Source organism: Vibrio sp. K4, assembly GCF_051122595.1.
In the GTDB taxonomy this organism is placed as follows: domain Bacteria; phylum Pseudomonadota; class Gammaproteobacteria; order Enterobacterales; family Vibrionaceae; genus Vibrio; species Vibrio owensii.
The window spans coordinates 3,267,937-3,290,195 of the sequence record NZ_CP178577.1; the positions used below are offsets into that span (position 1 = coordinate 3,267,937).

A 22,259-nucleotide genomic window follows, 5' to 3' on the forward strand; every position below is an offset into this window, starting at 1 on the left:
TTGATTTTGACTGACTTGTGCAACAGGCTGCTGCACAATTGGGAAACGGCTTGTTTCACTAACAATCGAGTCTGATTTTAGCCAACAGGTTGTTGACCAATTTTTTCATCTGGAAGGTCTTGATTATCATCGAAAATTACAACACTTCGACGATACTCCTTTAGAGGAGATAATGCAACTTGAAAACAACTTTCACACATATCAAGATGGTGACTAATACCGTCCATTTTTGACCAAAATCCCCAGTTAGCAGTCAGTTCACTAGCCTCTTCTAACTGTACGCCATTTGAATCGACCATCGCCGCTAGTACCACAGATCTCACAATATCGTTCAACAACGACTTCTATCGTTTTTTGTCCATAAATTTTCATTGTGAACTCCTGTCGCTGATAAGATTAATTATTATTTGGATGTTAGCCCGTACCAAATAACAAAGTCATTGTACTTTGATTGTTACTCAGCGAAGTATCTTTCTTATTTAGACACGTCAAACATATTAGTAAAACTAAGCCATGAGGTAGAGCAACATGGAACGGCTCAATTGACGTTGGCACACAATGGGGCATAAGCTTGAGCAATGCCTGCATGTTCAGCTAGATTTGAACTCGACAGGTTACAAGCATATACTACTGATGCTTACTATGAGAAACGCGGCTTCAGCTCCACTCGTAGATATATGAATTCAAATAGCCCTGTTCTCTTCCTCTCATCGAGTATTGACCGCAGGTAGCGCTTAATAGAGCCACTTCTAGTGGCTCTTGTCGTATCTGGATGTTAGAAAAGCTAAGATATCTCCTTTCAAATCTGCCAGGTTTATATGTGAGTCTCAACAAACTTAACGTAAGAGACTGATATATACACAACTCCCTATTCTCAGAAAATTGTGATTGTACAAACTCTTCGAAATTTCTATATTTATTTGCTGTAACATTATCACCAAAAAAACAACGTTCTCCCAGAAAGAGCTGAGGATACGTATTGATATTTATGAAAGTTCGGCGAGTGCGCGAATGAATCAGTATGAGAAGGGAAGACACACCCCTGATATAAGCACATTAAGAAAAATGCAGATGAACTTAATGTGCCTTTAAACTATTTTTTGTGAGGATACCAGCACTGCTGGATTGTTTAATTGCAAAGATGAGTAAGGCTGATAAGCAAAACCTTATCAACCTGATACATACTAACCTTCTAGACTTTGAAAAGAAATAAGCTCTATACGTTTTGCCCTGCGACCCAACCAGAAGACCAAGCCCATTGGAAGTTAAAGCCTCCAAGGTGGCCTGTTACATCAACACATTCTCCAACAAAATAAAGCCCAGAAACATTCTTCGCTTCCATTGTTTTAGAGGATAAATAATCCGTATCGACCCCCCCAGTGGTTGCTTCAGCTGTCCTATAACCTTCTGTCCCATTTGGTTTTATTTCCCAAGAGTGAAGAACAGCACTTATACTCTCCATATCCCGTCTGCTCAACTGACGAAGTGGTTTGTTTTCAAACACACTCAGCTCGATAAAGTACTCGACTAAGCGTCGAGGTAACACTTTGGACAGCGTTGTTTTAATCTCTTGAGCAGGATTATTTATTACTGCTTTCTCAAGCAAGTCAAGGATATTCAAGCTAGGCAACCAGTCAACTTTAACTATATCACCTTGATTCCAATATGAAGATATTTGTAAAACTGACGGACCGGAAATACCTCGGTGGGTGAACAATAGAGCTTCTAAAAATTCGTGGTTATTACAACTAATACGCACTGGTAGGGCTGTTCCAGTTAACTCTGTTAAACCCTTTTCTCGGCCATCTAGAGTAAATGGAACCAAGGCCGGTTGTGGGGCTATTACTCCCAAACCAAACTGCTCTGCGACTTTCCACCCAAAAGGAGTCGCGCCTAAACGTGGCATTGAAAGTCCACCTGTTGCAACAACTAAAGACTTACACTTAAAGATTCCGTTGGTGGTCTCAACTACAAAATAATTATCTACTATACGCTCAATTTTAGTAACTTCGCACTGATACTTGTAACTAACATTACCGGTTTCATCACACTCATCAATTAACATTTTTACGATATCTTTCGAATCATGCTCATTAACACAGAATAACTGACCGTGGTCGCGTTCTTCAAACTCAATCCCATGCTTGTAGATCATCGAAATGAAGTCCCAATTAGTATATTGAGCCAATGCTGATTTAACAAAGTGAGGGTTTTGGCTTAGATAGTTTTTGGCAGTCACATCATAATTAGTAAAGTTACAACGCCCACCGCCGGCAATAAGAATTTTTCGACCTGGACGTTTACCATGGTCAAGAACAAGGACAGAGCGCCCACGTTGTCCTGCGCTAGAGGCACACATTAAACCAGCAGCGCCTGCACCAATCACAATAACATCATGCTGTACCATAGACTTTTTTGCACACTCACAGTAAATTCAAGATAGATTTAAAAGAAGGATTCTACCGTGTTTGTTAGAGAGTTACTCTCTTAATCAAATTTATTTATCTTGTCTAGATACGAAGATGTTTTGGTTGATAACGCTCTTACTAATTTTTATCAACGAAAAGGTTAGCTTCTCGTTCAATCGCCTCCAGCGTACACAATGTTGATTCTAAAACACCCTCATTCAACTTTAGTTGTTTAATCTGCTTTCTCATGTCACTCACTAGCTTGGTAATGGCATTGAAACGACTATGTAAATTTTTCACTTCATAAGCATATTCAAAAACATCAAGCTCTTCCCATGCCAAATCAATGTATTCATTCAAGCTTTTAGGATCTTTGTGATCCGTGAAAGTGGCTACTTTTTTAAGAATTGTTTCATAATCTTTGTCATTAAAATTATGTAGGTTTTTTAAGGGATTCTTGTCCATAAAAGAAATTAGGTGTAGCTTAACCATATTGGTAGCAAAGCGATGCCTAAACATGCTTTGACAGTTTTTTACCTCAATATTTGCACGCTGACTTAACCTTTTAAAGTCCATATAAGCTGCTGATTGTTTTACCGACTTACCAGTTTCTGGGGCCAAATAGATGATATCATCTACCTCAGATTCATTAGATATCAGATCGTACTTCAACAGTCTATTTATGAGATTTTCACGATGGACAGACATAAATAAATCAAGTCTCATCGCAACACTACGTTCTATGGGAATTATACGAAATCGTGCCTCTTCACGTTTGTATGTAGGAATTTCGAGCCTTGCACTTTCAATGTGTGCTACATTTGAACTATAGGGAATACGAACCAGTTCTTTTGGCCTTAGCCCTGTAGCTTCAAGCAACTCAAGTTGAATGCGCCTTCTGTGATACATATAGTTGAGGTGTTCCTTTTGATCCTCCTTATCAAACAGCTGGGACAAACGACTATTGAGTTGCATTTCCTCTCGAGTGTCATTCAATGTATCCCATAACCTCTTAATAACCGAAGCTGCAATTGGTGCTTTGGGCTTATTTGCAGATGTAGGCAAACTCGTAGGGAACACTTCTGACGACCCAAAGTTCCGCCCATTTCTACCTCTTTTTTGAACGACTTTAAGCTTAATTTGGTATCTTTTTTTAGGCGCATCGACGCCAATCAGATATTGAGCAGGGCAATGTTCTGTTTGAAACCACTTTAGAAAGGCGACACACTTAGGAAGGATAATGCGTGTGATTGTGTCATTATTTCGAGCACGGGTTAACCCATCAAACTTTTTCTCAGCGACCAATTCGCTAATCAATTCATCGATATGCGAGGTTGTTAATTCCCAAAACTCAACATTGTGCTGGTAACAGTAACGAGCGAGATGAGATAGTGAAGATGCATATGTACCAACTGTTCCTCCATCTTCTTTGGTGATGGTTACTTCACTTTCCGAAACTAAATACGCAAGATACATTTCAATAGGAAAGCAAGTTGTACCATCTGGCCAATGAAACAAGTAAACACCTTTAGATATATCTTTATTCGTTAAAACTTCACCGGTGTTCCCATCAAAGCGAAGTACAGAAGGAAACTCAACATCAGGGATAAAAGTGTATAGTTGCTTTTTACTCTTCATTATCAACCTTTATCTTCAAGCCAAAATAATCTGCATATAGCTTTTTATGTTTGCTGTATTCGAGTTGATTACCGTTCGAATTAGCTATCAAATCAAGAGTCAGTCGATTAAGATCGTTATAAGCTCTAACCAAAACCGCTTGATTACGGCGTAGGTTGTCTATTTGTTGCTTAGCTTCCTCTAGTGGCGTCAGGTTTGATCGGCTTTGTTGCGTAATTCGATGGAACTAAATCAAGAAACTACGATCTGAGCGGCTACGCCCATCAATCGTCGTAGCCTCATGCCTAAACCTCGTTACAAAACAACTAACTGGAAGCAGTACAATAAATCCTTAATCAACCGTGGTTCTCTGACCTTTTGGATTGATGAGGAAGCGATAGCTGAGTGGAAGCAAAACAAACAAGGCAAGCGTGGTAGACCTCGCCGATTCAGCGACTTAGCCATTACTACCGCACTGATGGTGAAACGCGTTTTCTCTATGCCCTTGAGAGCGCTGCAAGGTTTTCTAGACTCCGTATTTAAGCTGGCTAACATCCCGCTTGTTTGCCCGCACTACACCTGTATAAGCCGCCGAGCTAAGGAAGTTGAAGTTTCATTTAAAACCAAAACCAGAGGAGCAATACAACATCTGGCCATTGATGCCACTGGCCTCAAGGTTTATGGCGAAGGTGAATGGAAGGTCAAGAAGCATGGAACTGATGGGAAGCGAAGAGTCTGGCGTAAGCTGCATATCGCGGTAGATACAAGCACCCACGAAATAGTCGCAGCAGAGCTGAGCTTATCTAACGTAACTGATGCCGAAGTGCTCCCCAACTTACTCAAGCAAACACGTCGTAAAATCATTGAGATATCAGGCGATGGCGCTTATGACACAAGGAATTGCCATGATGCCATACGGATCAAGCGAGCTGTTCCGCTCATCCCGCCAAGAGAAGGAGCAGCCTTCTGGGAACAAGGGCATCCTCGTAACTTAGCGGTAGGTTGCCAGAAGCTCTACGGCTCCAACAAGAAGTGGAAAAAGCGGTATGGCTATCATAAGCGCTCTCTGTCAGAGACCGCAATGTACCGAGTAAAACAGTTGCTAGGTGGGAAATTAAGTCTAAGAAATTACAACGCTCAGGTTGGCGAGACTTACGCCATGATCAAAGCACTGAACAAACTTACAGGGCTTGGTATGCCTGAAACTCAGTATATTGTATAACAGTCGCTCAACTTTAGGAGGTTTGGTTTCTCGTCTGAATTACGCAACAAAGCCTATATCTGACTGTGATAACTTAGAAAGACCGTATTTATTGGGCTCAAACCTTTCCTTGTGAAGATAGAGCCAGTTTACAAATGTTAATATTTTTGATCCCACATCCTGGATAGACTTTGATGCCATAGTATCTTGATTTATAGGATCATCAACTATTAGAAAGAACCATTTTTGTAACTGGTGCAAGAACGATTGGTTAACTTCATCTGTAAGAAAGGTTCTATCTGGTAACTGCCTAGCCCAGTTAACGCTGACGGTATAGCTGTATTTTTCACAGCTCTGTTGGTTTTTTACTTTATTCTTTTTTCCTGTTTTTGGTGTTCGAATTATCCACTTTTTAGCATGAACATCCGAAAGCAACCACCTAGCCTTGTAATCAGTCTCAATAAAGCTATCTATAGCATCAAACGCCGAAAGAAAATCTATAATTTCATCGCTTGAATGTGCCCGATTTAAATCTATAAGAGAATTAAAAGGCTTCATAACACTTCCCCTTTTGATATAAAAAGATCACCCCAGTTTGTTCTACTAAGTAACAATCTAGCTTGCTTAGTAGCTCTTTTATGCATTTCAGCTATACTTGACTCTTTATTCGCAGGAAGCGAATTTATGAGGTGATTTGCAAGTGTAATAAAAGCAAGTGGTGATAACTGCGTAGCATCATCTACCTTCAGCAAGTCTTTTGAACTTACAGAACTATTTAGTGCTGCGAGTCGATATAAGTAAAGTGCTGTCAATGTATTTTCAGAAAGTGGAACATCTAAACTTCCTTTCACCTCATCATCTATGCTTTCCACAGACAGTTTACGCAGATGCTCAACAAGAGGGCTTTTATTATCTTCATCTTCAAGGGTCGTCATAAGGAAGCGATGGATTTCTTGCCAAGAATTAAAATCTACAGCTTCAAGGCAGTATTTCTCCTCAAATGTAGCTGCGAGAATAAACAAGTTCTGAAATCGCCGAACTAATCTTGTATTGTATTGGGCTATTAAAGGCGCTGGGATGTAGTGCTCAAGTGCGACTTTCTTAGTGTTTCCCAAAACTCGAGACGCTGACGTTATCGAACCAGTTCTAAACCATTCTAAGACACCTTCAGTTGCACGAATTTTAGAGTGAGTTAGCGCACCGGGGCCTAACCCTACATCAAGTAAGGAAGTAAAATGGCTTGATAGGTGAATTCGTCTATGCCCTCGTTTAGTTGAGCGTGCATCTTCAACTCCTGTTATGATTTTACTAACCTTGCAAGAGTTAGGATTTACTAGCCCTTTTATCTTTTGGGAGTAAGCCAAAAACAGAAAGTTATGTTGTTTCTTGTTTTTTATCAGATGTTGATGCTTCTCACGAATTTCATGCAAAAACTCAAATATATCTATGCTAACGTCATCAAGATGTTCTTTTTTCATATCTGATGCACGTGATTTTTCAATAGAAAAAGATACTCCTAAATCATCAAGTTCCAGTAAAGGTTGTCCATCTGTATGTTTTACCTTAGCTTGCAGCAGTGATATGTAAGTAAACTTGGGATTAAGCATCATCAATAACGCTATCAAGCAACCAATGTCTGCGTTGCGCAGGTAACCGAAGCACCAATCAAATCGGTGAGATAGGCTTATATTATCGGTAGATTCAAAACCTAACTCAGGTAAACACACAACATCATCACTTGTGATTGCGGAATCAGATATCTTGTTGGGTAACTTCACTGTGGGAAGATCATGTATATTGAGAATGCCATTACATTCAGAACCAACTACATACATAAACAGCATTGAGCCAAATAATGACGTTGGATTGGCTATATTTCTTCTACGCGGAGGTTTTGGTTTACCATTTTTACCTAGATCATTCTTGTCATAAAAGTAATCATACCGATCACCATTTTTATAGCGTTCCAACAATATAGGGTGTTTCTTAGGAAAGTCTTCCATCAAAGATTGAGCAAAGTCATAATGTGTTTTGATAGCCTTCCAATATTTCATCAAACTATCATGCAATACATCCCGTGTTCTCTTTAAATCAAATTCGAACTCATCAAGATATTCAGCATCATTTCTAGACAATGAGACTGGTACTAGGACATTGTTAATAGTGTGCTCAACTTCAACCGCTTGTTTTTCACCTATCAAAGTATCATTCAAGCTACTGTTTTTAGTTACTTCACCAGTTTTTTTCATTTTTGGAATGATGATATTTGGAGGTATAACATCACGCTCCTTAATGAAAATTAAAAAAGGTCTAAGGTTCTTATTCCACTCATCTACACGCGTTGATAGTGCTTTATTAGCATTAGATACAAGGGTAATTGAATATGCAGTCTTGACTAATTCACGCCATCCCTTTGTATCGGTAGGTAAATGATCTATGCATAAATATTCAAGTGCTGCATATAATGTACTGTTCATACGCTTAAGCCAAGACTCTAAAGTCTTAGACCTTTTGCCTTCACAGTAGAGAATAAATAAACCAGACAGCACGTCCCTGTCTTGAAGGTTAAGATGATACTTTGAAAGGGAAGCAAATCGACCTACCCCTTGATCACAAGTGTAGTTAAAGCCAGGTTTGCCATTTTTAACATGATATTTCACAATCACACCTTATTGTCATTAATTTAATCAAAACCAACAAAATAAAAGTGTTGGAGTAAGCATATAAACCAACAGCTAAAGTGTAGTATTGACTAACTTTTTGACAACTTAGTGTGTTAGGAATGTCCCGGTGCGGTAACCTTCCGTACCGTTTGGTGCAACTGCCCAGTTTTCTAGACGCTCAACGATAGTTGCCATCTCTTTTTGGTTGAACTGCTTAAGAGGTTTGTCTGCTAATTCTTTACGTTCAATCAACACTTCAACCAAACGCTTTGGTAGCACTTTTGCTAGCGTGTTCTTCAACGATTGGTTCGGATGCTTCTCGCGGCTGCGTTCTAGTAGTTCAGCGATGTCGTCGTTTGGTACAAGGTTAATCGTCACCTTCTGACCCGCTTTCCAGAATGACGAAATCTGCAGTACCGACGGACCCGACAAGCCACGGTGAGTAAACAGCAACGCTTCTTTGAACATGGTGCCGTCTTGCGCGGTGATTTCTGCCGGGATTGCGATGCCCGATAGTTCAGCGAAATCTTCTTTGTCTTCTTTGTGCAGCGTAAACGGCACCAGACCTGCTGTAGTGGTAATTACCGGGATCTCGAACTGTTCAGCAATCTTGTAGCCGAATGGCGTCGCGCCCAGTTTAGGCATCGACAGACCACCCGTTGCTACCACCAAAGATTCACATTCGATATTTTCAGTACCAGCATGCAGACGGAAGCCCGCATCGGTTTTCTCGATCGAATGTACATCACATTGGTAGCGTTGTTGGATGTTTGGCATATCGCATTCTGCTAGTAGCATCTTAACGATGTCTTTTGCAGTAAACGCATCAACACAGAACAACTGTCCGTGATCGCGCTCTTCAAACTCGATGCCATGCTTGCTGACCATCGAGATAAAGTCCCAGTTGGTGTACTGAGACAACGCCGATTTCACAAAGTGTGGGTTTTGGCATAAGTAGTTGCTCGCTGAGACGTCGTAGTTAGTGAAGTTACAACGACCACCACCTGAGATAAGGATTTTACGTCCTGGCTTTTTCGCATGATCCAGCACGAGCACACTGCGTCCGCGTTTGCCTGCTTCTGCTGCACACATCAAACCCGCCGCACCTGCGCCGATTACAACAACATCAAATTTCTTACTCATGGGTAACGCTCAATTACTTATTTAGATTGGTATATCCAAAAATAAAAAAGGATGTGCGTAATGCACATCCTTGCTTTCTGCGGGCGCTATTCTAACGACAAAAGTCGAGCGGGAAAAGCGCTTAAATTCCAAGCACAGCTTGCTGGCTTAAAGAATGAAGGCAGCCAGTAGGGTCACACCAAGTAAAGCGGTCGATAAAATGAATAACCCGCGCACCCTTTCGCATTTGCCAGTAAAGATCTCATCGTGATGATGGTGATACTCTTTACTCTTAATGTAATGGTACAGCCGCACCTGTTTGGTGACGTTACCATGGGTGGTGAAAAATCCATTGCCATCCACTTGCTGATAAAGCAAAGGATGCGCTTCACGCATGATGTAAATTAAAGAACGAAGAGCGGTGAGATAACGGACCATGTTTACTCCCGTTACTACCATTAGCGCAAATAAGATTGTGTCTCCACTGATCATCTTTTCCTCCCTACATCTTCAACGATGCTCAAGAGATAAAGACGACCAATGCTTCGTCCTTAACCCGCTGCTTACCGCGTCAGGAACACGTTATGCAGCTGGAGCACCCATAATTGAAGATGAACCTTCTTTTGCCATTTGTGCTAGATCTTTATCGATGAAGAACAATGCTTTACCGTCTTCACCAACTAATTCGATCTTATCTAAAATCCCTTTAAACAACTTCTCTTCTTCGTGCTGTTCAGCCACGTACCACTGTAGGAAGTTAAACGTAGAGTAGTCTTGGCTTGTAAATGCAACATGCGCCAATTTGTTGATCTTTTCCGTGATCATTTGCTCATGTTCGTAGGTTTCACGGAAAACATCGCCAAGGCTAGCAAAGTCATGCTTAGGTGCTTCAATCGCACCTAGGATTGGCATTGAGCCAGTTTCACTTACATAAGTGAAAAGACGTTGCATGTGCTCCATTTCTTCTACGGCGTGAGCGCGTAAAAATTCAGCCGCACCTTCAAAACCTTTGTCTTCACACCAAGCACTCATTTGTAAGTATAGATTGGATGAGAAAAATTCTAGGTTAATTTGCTCATTCAATTGTTCAACCATAGTTTGAGACAGCATGTTAACTCCTATTTATGTGCATGCGTTTTGCGCCACTATAACATGATTACTGTGGCAACACTTTGTACCTACGATATTGATATGAGATCACTTCAGCAAAATTATCTGAGACTTAGTGCTAATCTGACACTATGACCTTATCAAGGAGATAGCAATATGAGTTACAAACACGTACTTGTGGCAGTCGACCTCTCAGACGACAGTAAAGTGTTGATTAAGAAAGCCGTGTCACTGGCTAAACCTCTGGATGCGAAAGTCTCTTTCATTCATATCGATGTGAATTACGCCGAGCTTTACACCGGGCTTATCGACATCAACATGGCGGAGGCGCAACACCAAGCGATGGAAGCGTCTCGTACACAGTTAGCGAATTTTGAAGAATACGCAGAGTACCCAATCACGCATACGTTAGTCGGTAGCGGTGATTTGAGTAACGAGCTGTGCGATACCATTCAGGACTACAACATTGATTTGGTGGTTTGTGGTCATCACCAAGATTTCTGGAGCAAGATTCTTTCGTCGACGCGTCAACTTATTAACTGCTCACCTGTCGATATGCTGGTCGTACCGCTAAAAGACTGATTTGCGTTGGCGTGACCTCAAAACTTGGTTAGACTGCGGGCACATTTGTTGTTGATAAAGATTCTCATCCATGGCTTATCTATCCGCAGTTACCCTACTTTGGGCATTCTCATTTAGCCTGATCGGCGTTTACCTTGCCGGTCAGGTTGACTCTTGGTTCTCTGTTTTTATGCGCGTTGCGCTGGCGAGCCTAGTCTTCATTCCTTTCTTAAAATTCCGTGGCGTAAGCAAATCTCTGATCGCGAAATTGATGATCGTGGGCGGCTTCCAACTCGGCTTAATGTATTGCTTCTACTACCAGTCTTTCCTACTCCTTTCTGTACCAGAAGTACTGCTGTTCACCGTATTTACCCCTATTTACGTCACCTTGATTTATGATTTCTTGAAAGGTCGATTCTCGCCTTGGTATTTGGTTACGGCGGCAATTGCTGTGCTGGGCGCGGCGTGGATTAAGTTTGCAGGCATCAATGAAAACTTCTTGATGGGCTTTTTGGTCGTACAAGGAGCGAACCTGTGTTTTGCCATCGGTCAGGTCGGTTATAAATACATTATGGAAACCGAATCGGTTGAACTGCCACAGCACACGGTATTTGGTTACTTCTACTTGGGTGCATTGTGCGTGGCGACCGTCGCCTTTGCTCTTATGGGTAACTTAGACAAGATGCCAACCACAGCTACGCAATGGGGCATTCTGACTTACCTTGGTTTGATTGCATCAGGCTTTGGTTACTTTGCGTGGAACAAAGGCGCAACCATGGTCAACGCGGGTGCACTTGCGGTAATGAACAACGCACTCGTCCCTGCTGGTTTGATTGTGAATATCGTGATTTGGAACCGCGATGTTGATGTGACGCGACTTGCCATTGGTGGTGCGATTATCATGTTATCACTGTGGATTAACGAGACTTGGGTGAAAAAACGCGTAGAGATGAGTTACGCCAACAAGTAGCCAGATTCAGTCCCTAAAAATAAAAAACGCTCTCCAACTGGAGAGCGTTTTTTTGATTCGATTAATGCACTTTGGCTTGCGAGCTTGTGCTCATCAACGTGTTTGGTGGCGTTGGCAGCAACACCTCTAGTTTGGCATTTCGCGCTTCAAGCTTGCGCTGGCGTTTGAGCAGTTTTTGCTGCTTTTTGGCTAACTTAAGCAACTTCTTCTGCTGCTTGTAATGTTTCTTAACCGCTTTCTTCGCCTTTTTCAGCGCTTTCTTATCTGACAAATCAAACATAGCTTGCGCCTCTAACTTGGTGGGTGAGGTTACGGCTGCGACTTTTGCTGCCAGTTTCTTCTCTTTCACTCGTTCCACAACACGTTTAACGATCGCGGCTTTCTCTACGCTTTGTTCTGGTGCCATGATGATTGGGGTATCTTGAGTTAGAGATGGGGTTGGCAGTGCTTCCGCCAATAGACCACAAGCCTGTTGCTCAGACAGCGGTTTGTCTTGACACTTTTGAGGTGGAATCGCGGCAGGCTTACACAAGGTGTTTTTCGATGCAGAAGAACGGGCACAAGAGCGACAGACAAACTTAGGTGCCACCACTAGGCGGTGAATATCACCCAAACTCTCAGCAATCTGTTTGCGGCTCATCTTACATAAACGTTTCGCCATGCTACTACTCCAGCTTCCCAATTCTCGACTGTTTTACTCTACGGCATCACACAAGTGAAATAATAATAATTCTTAGTTAGATATACAGTCAGTATGCCGAATTAGCAAGAGAAAAGTATCAATAAGCAGAGCAAACTCCAGATACAAACACAGCGCCAAATTAGGCGCTGTGAGAAGAAGTTTTGTGTCGTCAGACGTTTAGTCGAATTACGCCATTGATGCCTTCACATACACATCGAAACGGTTCTTTTTGGTTTCGATTGCCATGCTCGGCTTTTGCTCATCCAGCCAGTTGGCGTAATCAGGACGTTTGACTACCACACGCTTGCTCGCCAATGCCATAGCTGGAGCCAGCAAGCCATCTGCATCAAGATCTGCACCAACCAGAGATTGGAATACGCGCATCTCTTTCTTCACTAATGCCGATTTCTTTTTGTTTTCAGGGTGTGGGTACATCGGGTCGAGGTAAACCACATCTGGCTGAACGAAGTCTTTATCTTGCGCCAATTGCTCCAACGCATCATGGCTAGAAGCGTGAATCAAAGACATGCGCTCTGATACCCAAGTACCGATCTCTGGATCGTGTTTCGCACGAGCCAAACCGTCATCCAACAATGCAGCGACCACTGGGTGACGCTCAACCATTTGGACTTTACAGCCTAACGATGCCAATACGAACGCATCACGCCCTAAGCCCGCGGTGCCATCAAGCACGGTTGGAGTTGCGCCTTTGTTCAAACCCGCCGCTTTCGCGATTGCTTGACCTTTACCGCCACCGAACTTGCGACGATGCCCTACTGCACCACCAATCAAATCCACAAAGATTGCACCCAGCTTTGGCTCATCCACTTTACGCAGCTCTAAACGCTCTGTCGTTAGGACTAAGGCAAAGTCACTGTCATCAGTGTGAGAAAGCTGCCAACGCGCAGCGAGTTCATCAAGGTGAGACTGTTGAGATGGGTCTTCACAAATCAATTGCAGTTGCAAAAGGAGGCTCCAGTAAAAATCGGTTTAACTGGCGCTGAGTGTATACCCAACCCGCCTCTAATTGCTAGGTTGGGGAGAAGTTAGATGACGCTCGTCTTGATTGCTAAAGCTGCTGCAGTTCGTCGACCAACTCAGCCAAAGGTTTGGGATGCCCAATGCCATAACCTTGCCCATAGTCGACACCAAGCTCGATCAGGAGCTCTCTGACTTGGTCATTCTCAACAAATTCCGCCACCGTGACTTTGCCCATCTGCTTGGCTAAGTCGTTGATTGAACGCACCATCACGCGATCCATCTCGTTTACGTTGATATCTCGCACGAAAAGACCATCAATTTTCACGATATCGACTGGAAGCTGCTTTAAGTAGCCGAAAGAAGACAAGCCAGAACCAAAATCGTCCAATGCAATCAAACAGCCCAGCGTGCGCACGCGAGTAAAGAAGCCGAGTGCTTGGTCGATGTTGCTCATCGCTGCGGTTTCAGTAATTTCTAAACAGATCTTCTCACAAGGAATCGAAGACGACTGCAAACGCTCTAACAGGAAGTCGATAAACTCTTGATTCCCCATCGACTGACCGGACAAGTTGATCGCGCAGCGTCCGAGTTTTTCTACAATCTCTGGGCGAGCTTCAAACCACTCTAGGGTTTGGGTAATCACTTGTTTATCAATCCAGTGCGCAATGTTGTAGCGCTCAGAAGCTGGGATAAAAACACCAGGAGACAAGTATTTGCCCTGCGCATCACGAATACGTACCAGAATCTCAAAGCACAATGGTGAGCCTTCACCGCTTAAGTTAACAATGCGCTGAGCAAACAGTTCAAGACGCTTACTCGATAGCGCCTCGTGCACCAGATTAACGCTCTGCATTTCTAACTGGCGACGTTGCAGCTCTTCGTTATCTAAGCTGAATAGATTATAGCGATTGCGTCCCTGCTCTTTGGCAACGTGACACGCGGAGTCTGCTTGAGCGTGGACCATTTGTGGCGTTTCGGCGGTGTGGTCGATAATACGAATGCCCACCGAGCAGCTCATAAACAATTGCGTGTCTTCCCAACGGAAAAGCTGTTCACTCAAAGTCGTGATAATCTGCTTCGCCACATTAATCGCACCGTGCTCATCGCAATCTTTCAACAACACAGCAAATTCATCGCCACCCATGCGCGCCAAGACTGCATTGTATGGCAGTACCTCTTCCAACATGCTGGCACAGAACTGAATAGCCGCATCACCCGCATCGTGACCCACGGTATCGTTAAGCACTTTTAGCTGGTCGAGATCGAGATACAGCATTGCGTGCACGCGACGGTGGCTTTCTACTTCTCGCAGTGCGGTTTGTAGCTCTAACTCGAAGTAGTTGCGGTTGTAGGTGTCAGTGAGCAAATCGTAACGTGCTTGATACTCTAGCTGTTTGGCGAGCTTCTTAGTCTCAGTGATGTCTTCACCGACGATCAGCAGTTGGTCGGAATCTCTTAATGGGCGAATGTTTTCACGTACCCAAACGCGATGACCATCCGCATGACGATATTCGATTTCGCGACGCCAAACGCCATGCATCACTTGCTGAGGTTGCAATAACACTTGGCGCGGGATCAGCGCTTTTTCGTCTGAATAGAACTCACGTAGGCGATGCCCCAACATATCCAACGGTTGATAACCCAAAAGCTGCTGGGCAAAACGGTTCACTTCCTGAATGCGGTTATTGTTATCTAACGTCACCATCATTACCGGTTGCTGCTCGTAGTAGTTACGCAAACTCGATTCACGTTGGTAGAGCTTATCTTCCATCGCTTTACGGCTGGTAATATCACGCGCTTCAAACAAGTATTGCTCTTGGTTTGCCACTTGCTGAGAAAACGGTTTGAGCGACACTTCCAGCACCATAGCGCCATGTTCTTTACTCCAGATCTCCGTTTCAAAAGTGGAGACTTGGCGATGGCTGGACTGGAAGTAATTGGCAAGTAACTGGCGTGCATCTTCGCTCCAGTTTTTATGATGCCAAAGCGGACGATCGAGACGCATATCCTGATGATTGAGTAACGATTGCAGACGATCGTTACCGGATTTAAGCAAACCATGTTGGTCGAGAATGCCCATGTACTGCATGCTTTGGTCAAACACCGACTCTAAAATCGTCTGGCTCTCGCGAGCAATACTTTCGCTGCGACGAATGCGATGCAAGTAGTAACTAAGCAGCATAATCACGATAGTCATCGCCACCAGCACACTGCCAAACAGCTTAATTTCTCGGGCATAACGCTCAGTAAATTCCACCGGCTTATTGAAGAACACCGACGAGGCTTCTTGCTCTGCGCCTAAACCCCAACGCACAACCGATTGATAGTCAAGTTTGATGTCCGATTCTGCACGTACAATCGCAGGCAAAGGTTGCTGTGGGTTATCCAACACTTGCGCCAACAACTTCGCAGCTTCAAAACCTTGCCGATAGCCAGTTTGAATCACACCACCGACCGCACCGTGCCCAAGTCCAATATCGTGCACCATAAACAGAGGTGCGTTAGAGGCTTGGTTGATATCACGCCAGTCTTTATCGGTCGCAACATTACCGTGAATATCGCGGTAGTAAGTCCAAAACAGCACCACCTTGTCGATGCTCATTTGCGACACTTGTTGTTTTAGGTCATCGACCGTTTCCGGCACTAAATGAAGGATTTTGTCGCGATATGCTGGGTTATCATCAAGAAAGTCTTCGATCTGAGCACGAAGTGCGGCACCAGTAACAGAATGGTCACTGACAATAAGGATTTGTTTGTGGGTCGGATGTAAACGCTCAATTAAGGCGAGGTTGGCGGACAGATCGACGTCTTCAATCACGCCTGTCGCGTTCAGCCCTTGATGCAGTGAAGGATGATAGTTGTTGATGCCACTGAAAATCACTGGTGTATCTTTGATAACCGAAGACAAACGCTGCATCAAAGCAAGTGCATTGTTATCGCTGACCACGATCGCGTCGAAATGCTCTTCGCTCAGTTTGGTACGGTAAAGTGACTCCAGTTGACTGAAGAAGTGCTGGCTTTGGCTACGCTTGGAATCGAGATACAAAACGCGCGTATCGAGCTGATGCCCTTCAAGCTGCTGATCGAAGCCACGCTGGATAGAATCCGTCCAGAAGAAACCTTGGTGGTAAGAGTGAACAACGAGGACTTTTTGCTCTTGCGCCGCAGCGACAGCACTGAACATGATCGCTATGCAAAACAGAAAAAATGGCACATCAACTCCATGACTTCAGAGCTACCTCGCGGTTATCCCTGCGTAAACCTTGTGGATCCTGTCCGCTGTGAGTATAAAATGAACTTTAAACCTCATACCCAACGGAAATAATTGTATGAATGCGAGCTTGCCTAAACTCGACGATCTCGATCGCGCGATTCTTAAAACTCTGATGGCGGATGCGCGTAAACCTTACGCGGAAATGGCAAAACAGTTTAATGTCAGCCCAGCGACCATCCACGTTCGTATCGAGAAAATGAAAGCGGCAGACATCATCGAAGGTACTGAGGTAATCGTCAATACCAAAAAGCTAGGATATGACGTATGTTGCTTTATCGGCATCAACTTGAATGCCGCGCGCGACTATCATTCAGCGCTAGAAAAGCTCAATGCCCTCGATGAAGTGGTAGAAGCTTACTACACCACTGGCGCGTATAACATATTCGTCAAATTGATGTGCAAGTCGATTGAGGAGCTGCAATTTGTATTAATTGATAAGCTTCAAGCAATCGATGAAGTGCAATCCACCGAGACGCTGATTTCACTGCAAAACCCGATCAATCGCAGCGTAAATCCATAACGCTCTGAATCAGATACTAAAAGTTAAATCTAAGAACAAAAAAATGGGCAGCCACTTGGCTGCCCATTTTCATTCTCAATCGAGATTACGCTGCGATACCAGAATGGCGCAGTAGCGCATCGATTTCTGGCTCACGACCACGGAAGCGCTTAAATAGCTCCATTGGTTCTTCACTGCCACCCATTTCTAGGATGTTATTCAAGAAACTCAGACCGGTTTCTTTGTTGAAGATGCCTTCTTCTTCAAAGCGAGAGAACGCGTCTGAAGACAGCACTTCTGCCCATAGGTAGCTGTAGTAACCCGCGCTGTAACCACCCGCGAAGATGTGACCAAAGCTGTGTGAGAAACGCGCCCACTCTACCGCTGGTACAACTGCCACTTTCTCTTTCACTTCTGCCAAGGTTTCAAGCACACGAGCACCCACTTCTGGGTCGTATTCTGTGTGCAGAGTGAAGTCGAACAAGCCGAACTCTAGCTGACGTAGGATGCCCATCGCCGACTGGAAGTTCTTCGCTGCTAGCATTTTATCTAGCATCGCTTTTGGTAGTGGTTCGCCTGTCTCGTAGTGACCAGAAATAAACGCCAGCGCGTCTTCTTCCCAACACCAGTTTTCTAGGAACTGACTTGGTAGCTCAACCGCATCCCAAGGTACACCGTTGATGCCCGATACCGCGCCTGTTTCTACTTGCGTCAGCATGTGGTGGATACCGTGACCAAACTCGTGGAACAGAGTCACCACTTCATCGTGCGTAAACAGTGCAGGCTTGTCACCCACAGGACGGTTGAAGTTACACGTTAGGTAAGCAACCGGTGTTTGTAGCTCGCCTGATAGCGTCACACGACGGCCACGGCAATCATCCATCCACGCACCGCCACGTTTGTGCTCGCGTGCGTATAGATCTAGGTAGAAGCTGCCGCGCAGTGTGCCTTCGCCATCGAAGATATCGAAGAAACGCACTGATTCGTGCCAAGTATCCACGCCTTCACGCTCTGTCACTGTCATACCAAACACGCGGTTTAGTACTTCAAACAGACCACTTACTGCTTTTGATTCAGGGAAGTAAGGACGCAGTTCTTCATCCGAAATTTGGAACAAGTGCTGCTTTTGCTTTTCGCTGTAGTACGCAATGTCCCACACGTTTAGCTCGCTAACACCAAATTCCGTATTCGCAAACTGGCGTAGCTCTTCAATTTCGCGCTCACCTTGTGGTTTCGCTTTGGTTGCCAAATCGTTCAAGAAGCCAAGAACTTGCGCTGGGTTCTCTGCCATTTTGGTTGCCAGAGATTTCTCACTGTAAGTGTTGAAACCCAACATACGAGAGATTTCATGACGCAGTTTTAGCTGCTCAGTGATGATTTCTGTGTTGTCCCACTTGCCTGCATTTGGACCACGGTCAGAGGCGCGCGTTACGTACGCTTCGTACACTTCTTTACGTAGGTCTTGGTTATCACAGTACGTCATAACTGGTAGGTAAGATGGGATATCTAGCGTGATTAGGTAGCCATCGAGCTCTTTGGCTTCTGCTGCCGCTTTTGCTGCTGCAAGTGCAGATTCTGGCATACCCGCTAGGTCTTTTTCGTCGACAACGTGCTTAGTCCAACCCATGGTTGCATCCAGCACGTTGTTGGAGAATTTTGAGCTCAGCTCAGACATGCGCTTGCTGATTTCGCCGTAGCGATGTTGCTCATCTGATGGTAGACCAATGCCCGAAAGCTCGAAGTCGCGTAGTGAATCCGAAATGGTCTTCTGCTGTGCACGCGTCAGTGTCGCGTACTCTTCGCTGGCTTTGATCGCTTTGTACGCTTCGTAAAGACCTTTGTGCTGACCAACCCAAGTACCGTACTCAGACAGGATTGGCAGACAGCTTTCGTAAGCTTCACGCAGCGCTTCGCTGTTCACTACTGAGTTCATGTGACCCACTGGTGACCAAATGCGGCTCAAGCGGTCATCCGCTTCTTCAATTGGCGCGATCACACTGGTCCAGCTTGGGTTTGCGTTGTCTTTTAGTACCTCGTCAATCTTGGCACGACAATCCGCAATCGCCTGCTCCACTGCAGGTTTAATGTGTTCTGGTTTGATTTGCGAAAACGGAGGAAGATCCGTAAACGTAAGAAGTGGATTAGACATGAATAATTCCTTTTGTGTTTTGGCTCTGTATTTGCCTATTCGCATTTGCAAAGACTCTATTGGTATTTGCAAAACAGTAGGCGAACTCAATGCACAGGCAAGCCGACAACATGGATGGGGGGATTTCCGTTCCCTTTCTCGATGCAGCAATGACCGAATGGGTCAAAGAGCGCTTACTCTGTCCTTGAGTCTTGTTATGCCTAAGTTCGGTTTGGCACTCTATTGGAGCGGCACAATCCCACTTAGGTTCAATTTGTTTACTCATACTAAGTATGGGTGACTTAAAGAAATTTCAATAGCGAATCCCTATCAGTGATACTGATTTGAATCGAAGTTCTACTTCTTCAAGTTACTTGAGTATAATACCGCCATATCGCGAAAATCACAGACCACACTCAGTCAAAGAGTGTTTCGAGAGTTTAATTTGTTAAGTTACCGCCACAGCTTCCACGCTGGCAACCATGCTGACGTGGTAAAACACATCGTTCAAAGCCTCATTCTTGATGCACTAAAGCAGAAAGATAAGCCGTTTGTTTATCACGATACCCACTCGGGTGTGGGACGTTACGATCTGACTCACGAATGGTCTGAGAAAACGGGCGAATACAAACAAGGCATCGCGCGCATTTGGGATAACTCAAACATCCCTGAAGAGATCGCAAGCTACATCGACTCAATCAAAACGTTGAACAACGGTGAGAATCTACGTTACTACCCAGGTTCACCGCGTGTTGCACGTGCGCAAATTCGCCCGCAAGACCGCATGGTTCTAACTGAGCTGCACCCAGCCGATCACCCGCTACTAGAGCAAGAGTTCCACCGCGATCGTCAAGTAAGCATCTACAAAGAAGATGGCTTTAAGCGCCTGAAAGGCAGTCTGCCACCGCAAGAGCGTCGTGGTTTAGTGCTGATTGACCCACCATACGAGCTAGCGAAAGAATATCGCGACGTCGTGCAAGCGATTTACCAAAGCCACAAACGTTGGGCAACGGGCATCTACGCGATTTGGTACCCAGTCGTAAACCGCCATGACATCGAAGACATGATTGAAGGTTTGGAAGGGCTTGGCATTCGCAAAATTCTGCAAATTGAATTGGGCGTATCTCCAGACACCAACGAGCGCGGCATGACGGCATCGGGCATGATCGTGATTAACCCACCGTGGAAACTGGAAAGCCAGATGAAAGAAATTCTGCCATTCCTGCAAGAAGCGATCGCGCCAGCAACGGGTCACTGGAAAGTCGACTGGATCGTTCCAGAATAAAAAACACTGAATTTCAGAAACTTAAAGCGCAACGATGACCTCGTTGCGCTTTTTTTTATTTATTTTCTAAAAAATTTTCGCCTGCGCTTCGTCTTTTCTTTTTTGCCTGCGTCTTAAGGATGTAAACAAGCGAAAACATAGAGAGAAATGACCATGCTTAAAGTTATCAGTTTTAAAATTTGCCCATTTGTTCAACGCGTAACTGCGGCACTAGAAGCAAAACAGATCCCTTACGAGATTGAATACATCAACCTAAAAGACAAGCCACAATGGTTCCTAGACATCTCACCAAACGGTCAAGTACCCGTGATGGTGACAGAGTCTGGCACGGCACTATTTGAGTCTGATGCAATCATCGAATACATCGAAGACGAATACGGTCCGTTAGAGCAAGGCGTGACAAACGAACAACGCGCACTAGACCGAGCTTGGAGCTACCTAGGTTCTAAACACTACTTGGCACAATGCGGCACGATGAGCAGCAAAGACCAAGCAACCTTTGAAGAACGAGCAGAGAAGCTGATCAAAGCGTTCCAAAAAGCAGAAAACCAGCTGTCTGGTGAAACCAAGTTCTTCAAATCCGATGAACTAAGTAATGTAGACATGGCTTGGCTGCCGCTTCTGCATCGCGCTGCCATCGTCAAAGCGCATTCTGGTTACGACTTCTTCTGTGGTCTGCCAAAAATGCAGGCATGGCAAAAGCACATCCTAGAGTCAGGATTAGTAGAGAAGACGGTATCGGAAGACTTCGTGCAGCTGTTTAGCGATTTCTACCTCACCAACACTTATCTTGCGGATGGCAAAGACGTTCAAGCTCAAGGCGGTTGTGGATCAACAAGCTGTTGTGGCTAAGCCAACGCCCGAAAGTAAAAAACCAATGGGGTGAGCTCTCACCCCATTCATTCTCAATATCTAGAGTTTCTGCCATGTTAAAAGTCATCAGTTTTAAAATTTGTCCTTTTTTTCAATATGTCACCGCCATGCTTAAAGCAAAGCACATTCCGTTTGAAGTCGAATACGCCGACTTCAATAACTGCTTATTCGACATTTCCCCAAACGGTAAAGCACCCATTGTGATCACCGAAAACAATACCGTCTTATTCGATGCTGATGCCATCGTCAGCTACTTGGATAAGCAATATTCAGGCTTACTCCAACCTCGCTCCGCAGAAGACATCGCTTTATTAGAAGCTTGGGCAAACTACGGTTCCAAACAATATGTACCGCAGTGCAGCACCATGCGTAGTGTTGATGAGGCAGAGTTTAAACAGCACTGGGGAGTCTTTGAAAAAGCACTGATGAATATGGAAAAGCAATTGGGCTCAAGTGTGTTTTTCTTTGGTGACGAACTCAGTCGAGTGGATATAGCTTGGTTGCCGATATTGCATCGTGCATGGTTGGTGAAAAAAACAACCGGACACGATATGTTCCGTGGCTTTCCAAACATTAAACGTTGGCAAGAGAACATCATGAAACTTGATTGGTTAATGGAGACAGTTTCTGAAGATTTTGAGGAAGTCTTTAACCGTTTTTATCTCTCGAACACATTTCTTTCCAATGTCTAAACGTGATGTCTAAGCATTCGAAACACGATGAAAGTACTCCTAAAACACCAAGCGGAATAGCGCCTTATTCCGCTTTGCTATCCTTTCATCGCTATTTGTCATAAGCAATGTCACTTTTTCCCATTTAGGAAATTGCTAGACTCGATTTATGATAGGGACATGGAATTAACAACAATTCCGTTGGGCTGTTGAG

The 22,259-nt window shown here is 44.3% G+C and carries 18 protein-coding genes and 1 pseudogene; 7 read left to right on the forward strand and 12 right to left on the reverse strand.

Annotated features, from left to right (window positions below):
- Positions 1-77: 77 nt before the first annotated feature.
- The 3 genes from ACLIIY_RS14690 to ACLIIY_RS14700 form a co-directional block, all read right to left on the reverse strand.
- Positions 78-335 (reverse strand): hypothetical protein, encoded by a 258-nt coding sequence (locus tag ACLIIY_RS14690; protein WP_434527822.1) that lies wholly within the window; start codon positions 333-335, stop codon positions 78-80.
- Between the two features lie 881 nt (positions 336-1,216).
- Positions 1,217-2,407: an NAD(P)/FAD-dependent oxidoreductase gene (locus ACLIIY_RS14695; protein ID WP_434527823.1), complete on the reverse strand. Its 1,191-nt coding sequence runs from the start codon at positions 2,405-2,407 to the stop codon at positions 1,217-1,219.
- A gap of 139 nt (positions 2,408-2,546) precedes the next feature.
- Positions 2,547-4,046, reverse strand: a complete 1,500-nt coding sequence (locus ACLIIY_RS14700; RefSeq protein ID WP_065645808.1) for a tyrosine-type recombinase/integrase — start codon at positions 4,044-4,046, stop codon at positions 2,547-2,549.
- A gap of 280 nt (positions 4,047-4,326) precedes the next feature.
- On the opposite strand from ACLIIY_RS14700, the gene ACLIIY_RS14705 reads away from it, so the two are divergent.
- Positions 4,327-5,247 carry an IS5-like element ISVa2 family transposase gene (locus ACLIIY_RS14705; RefSeq protein ID WP_010446562.1) on the forward strand — a complete coding sequence of 307 codons (921 nt, stop codon included), beginning with the start codon at positions 4,327-4,329 and terminating at the stop codon, positions 5,245-5,247.
- Between the two features lie 39 nt (positions 5,248-5,286).
- Here ACLIIY_RS14705 and ACLIIY_RS14710 read toward each other — a convergent pair whose 3' ends face one another.
- From ACLIIY_RS14710 to ftnA, 5 genes and pseudogenes are all read right to left on the reverse strand, one after another.
- Positions 5,287-5,784: a hypothetical protein gene (locus ACLIIY_RS14710; RefSeq protein WP_434527824.1), complete on the reverse strand. Its 498-nt coding sequence runs from the start codon at positions 5,782-5,784 to the stop codon at positions 5,287-5,289.
- Entirely contained in the window at positions 5,781-7,886 is a 2,106-nt protein-coding gene (locus ACLIIY_RS14715; RefSeq protein WP_434527825.1) for a hypothetical protein, read from the reverse strand. Before ACLIIY_RS14715 ends, ACLIIY_RS14710 begins: the two co-directional genes overlap by 4 nt.
- Positions 7,887-8,015: 129 nt before the next feature.
- Positions 8,016-9,032 (reverse strand): annotated as a pseudogene (locus tag ACLIIY_RS14720) (NAD(P)/FAD-dependent oxidoreductase); the annotation flags it as partial.
- A gap of 147 nt (positions 9,033-9,179) precedes the next feature.
- The gene (gene uspB, locus ACLIIY_RS14725) at positions 9,180-9,503 is read right to left on the reverse strand and encodes a universal stress protein UspB (RefSeq protein ID WP_005448571.1); all 324 of its coding nucleotides are present in this window, start codon (positions 9,501-9,503) and stop codon (positions 9,180-9,182) included.
- Positions 9,504-9,593: 90 nt separating this feature from the next.
- On the reverse strand, positions 9,594-10,121 hold the full coding sequence (ftnA, locus tag ACLIIY_RS14730) for a non-heme ferritin (protein WP_005434576.1): 528 nt from the start codon (positions 10,119-10,121) through the stop codon (positions 9,594-9,596).
- A 156-nt stretch (positions 10,122-10,277) separates the two neighbouring features.
- On the opposite strand from ftnA, the gene uspA reads away from it, so the two are divergent.
- Complete coding sequence (uspA, locus tag ACLIIY_RS14735) at positions 10,278-10,703, forward strand: universal stress protein UspA (RefSeq protein WP_005434578.1); 426 nt, start codon at positions 10,278-10,280, stop codon at positions 10,701-10,703.
- 70 nt (positions 10,704-10,773) lie between these two features.
- Complete coding sequence (locus ACLIIY_RS14740) at positions 10,774-11,652, forward strand: carboxylate/amino acid/amine transporter (RefSeq protein WP_005434580.1); 879 nt, start codon at positions 10,774-10,776, stop codon at positions 11,650-11,652.
- Positions 11,653-11,713: 61 nt separating this feature from the next.
- On the opposite strand, the gene ACLIIY_RS14745 is transcribed toward ACLIIY_RS14740, so the two are convergent.
- The 3 genes from ACLIIY_RS14745 to ACLIIY_RS14755 all read right to left on the reverse strand — a co-directional run bounded on the left by ACLIIY_RS14745 (position 11,714) and on the right by ACLIIY_RS14755 (position 16,529).
- A complete protein-coding gene (locus tag ACLIIY_RS14745; RefSeq protein ID WP_239969631.1) occupies positions 11,714-12,313 on the reverse strand; it encodes a hypothetical protein in 600 nt (199 codons plus the stop codon).
- Between the two features lie 207 nt (positions 12,314-12,520).
- Positions 12,521-13,300, reverse strand: coding sequence for a class I SAM-dependent methyltransferase (locus tag ACLIIY_RS14750; protein WP_009705451.1), 780 nt, complete (start codon positions 13,298-13,300; stop codon positions 12,521-12,523).
- Between the two features lie 103 nt (positions 13,301-13,403).
- Positions 13,404-16,529 carry an EAL domain-containing protein gene (locus tag ACLIIY_RS14755; RefSeq protein WP_434527826.1) on the reverse strand — a complete coding sequence of 1,042 codons (3,126 nt, stop codon included), beginning with the start codon at positions 16,527-16,529 and terminating at the stop codon, positions 13,404-13,406.
- Positions 16,530-16,644: 115 nt separating this feature from the next.
- On the opposite strand from ACLIIY_RS14755, the gene asnC reads away from it, so the two are divergent.
- A complete protein-coding gene (gene asnC / locus ACLIIY_RS14760) occupies positions 16,645-17,109 on the forward strand; it encodes a transcriptional regulator AsnC (protein WP_005430014.1) in 465 nt (154 codons plus the stop codon).
- An 85-nt stretch (positions 17,110-17,194) separates the two neighbouring features.
- On the opposite strand, the gene prlC is transcribed toward asnC, so the two are convergent.
- Positions 17,195-19,237 (reverse strand): oligopeptidase A, encoded by a 2,043-nt coding sequence (prlC, locus tag ACLIIY_RS14765; RefSeq protein ID WP_434527827.1) that lies wholly within the window; start codon positions 19,235-19,237, stop codon positions 17,195-17,197.
- Positions 19,238-19,661: 424 nt separating this feature from the next.
- Between prlC and ACLIIY_RS14770 the strand changes: the two genes are divergently transcribed.
- The 3 genes from ACLIIY_RS14770 (at position 19,662) to ACLIIY_RS14780 (ending at position 22,066) form a co-directional block, all read left to right on the forward strand.
- Complete coding sequence (locus tag ACLIIY_RS14770; protein WP_005434590.1) at positions 19,662-20,501, forward strand: 23S rRNA (adenine(2030)-N(6))-methyltransferase RlmJ; 840 nt, start codon at positions 19,662-19,664, stop codon at positions 20,499-20,501.
- Between the two features lie 147 nt (positions 20,502-20,648).
- On the forward strand, positions 20,649-21,353 hold the full coding sequence (locus tag ACLIIY_RS14775) for a glutathione S-transferase family protein (RefSeq protein WP_172580298.1): 705 nt from the start codon (positions 20,649-20,651) through the stop codon (positions 21,351-21,353).
- 74 nt (positions 21,354-21,427) lie between these two features.
- Entirely contained in the window at positions 21,428-22,066 is a 639-nt protein-coding gene (locus ACLIIY_RS14780; protein ID WP_434527828.1) for a glutathione S-transferase family protein, read from the forward strand.
- The last annotated feature ends 193 nt before the right edge of the window (positions 22,067-22,259 follow it).